This window comes from Halovenus halobia (assembly GCF_051414135.1).
In the GTDB taxonomy this organism is placed as follows: domain Archaea; phylum Halobacteriota; class Halobacteria; order Halobacteriales; family Haloarculaceae; genus Halovenus; species Halovenus halobia.
The window spans coordinates 1-1,439 of record NZ_JBLKOA010000015.1 but is presented as its reverse complement, the minus strand read 5'-3'; the positions used below and the strand labels follow the sequence as shown (position 1 = coordinate 1,439).

General features: G+C 58.0%; 1 protein-coding gene. It reads left to right on the top strand.

The window, feature by feature from the left end; genetic code table 11:
* Positions 1 to 75: 75 nt before the first annotated feature.
* Positions 76 to 1,248 carry an ISH3 family transposase gene (locus ACMGFM_RS16615; protein WP_436903806.1) on the top strand — a complete coding sequence of 391 codons (1,173 nt, stop codon included), beginning with the start codon at positions 76 to 78 and terminating at the stop codon, positions 1,246 to 1,248.
* The last annotated feature ends 191 nt before the right edge of the window (positions 1,249 to 1,439 follow it).

Below are 1,439 nucleotides of genomic sequence, written 5' to 3'. Positions count from 1 at the left end.
TCGGTACTTCCCAACCGACGTGAGCAGCGGAACTGAAGCGTCGCTCTGATTGAGGAAGACGTCCGGTTCAGAAGTGTGTTAAAGCTCCCTGAACCGGACGGTGTTCTTTCGGCAGCAGACGTCAAAGATGTAGCGGCTGACGTAATTGACCAGCTTCCACTCCAAGGAATCGAGGGCTCGCCCCTCGATTCCGGTGATATCTGGCCTGTCGTCACCATGGCCAGCGTCAACCAGTCGTCCGTTTGGGAGGTTACGTCCCAAACGGACGATACCCCCTGCGACGATACTGTCATGAACTGGCTTCACACGCTTCAACGTGAGAAGCTCGAAATGGCGGCAAACATCCTGTTACGACACCTTGCCTTGACGATTCTCGACCTTGACCGGTCGAGAATCGTCTCCATCGACTTCGTCGATAACCCATACCACGGCGACCCCGCCGAGGAAGACGGTGAACTCTGTACTACGAATCCCAAAGATGGAACGACAACATGCCACCGCTATTGTACCGCCTACGTCGTCTCGAACGGCAAGCCGGTGACACTGACAGTGACCTACGTTCGCAGCGACGAGAAAGAGGCCGACGCGGTCGAGCGCGTCCTCGACCGCGTCGCCGCCTATCCCTTCGAGATAGACCTCCTACTTGCGGATCGTGGCTTCTACAACGAACGGGTAATTCGTCGCGCACGCGACCTAGCGACGACGGTGATACCTGTCAAAGAGAAGGGCGAGCGCATGAAGGACAAACTCACCACACACTGCTCGTACATGACGACCTATCGCATGTACAAGGGACGCGAGCGGGAACTGCGCTTCCCGCTCGCTGTCTCTGTCTCATACCAGAACGGTGACCGAGACAAACATGGCGAGATCGTTCGTGGATACGTGGCGTGCGATCTGGCCGATCGCACGCCCACGCAGGTCGAACGACGCTACCGGAAACGCTCAGCGATAGAAACCAGCTATCGGCTGTTTCGCCAAGCGCGAGCAACGACGACAACACAGGATCCAATCGTGCGGTTTGCGTTCGTGATCGTGAGCTTCCTCTTGGAGAACCTATGGCTCGTGCTGCGATGGGCGGTCGTCGCCCGCCCGCGTCGGGGCGGGCGCGACCTGCCCGAGCAGTTCACGTTCACGACGTTCTGTGACTGGATTCGCCACGAGCTGGAAGCAGAGTTAGGGCGGCGGTGGGAGATTGAAATGAACGGTGTCGGTGTGCCTGACGCGTACGCTTCGGCCGCGGGCTGACGGCCAGCCCGCGGCCTCTGGCTAGCGAGTTATCAGCAGCAGCACTCCTCAGAAACTGCTTCAACAACCGTTCTCATTGCTGTCTCTGTTCAGTTCAGACCGATGCTTCGATTCACAGAGCTACCGTTCCAAGATTGAACGGCTCACACCAATTCAACTCGGCTTCCGAACCCTCGATTGGGAAGTACCGA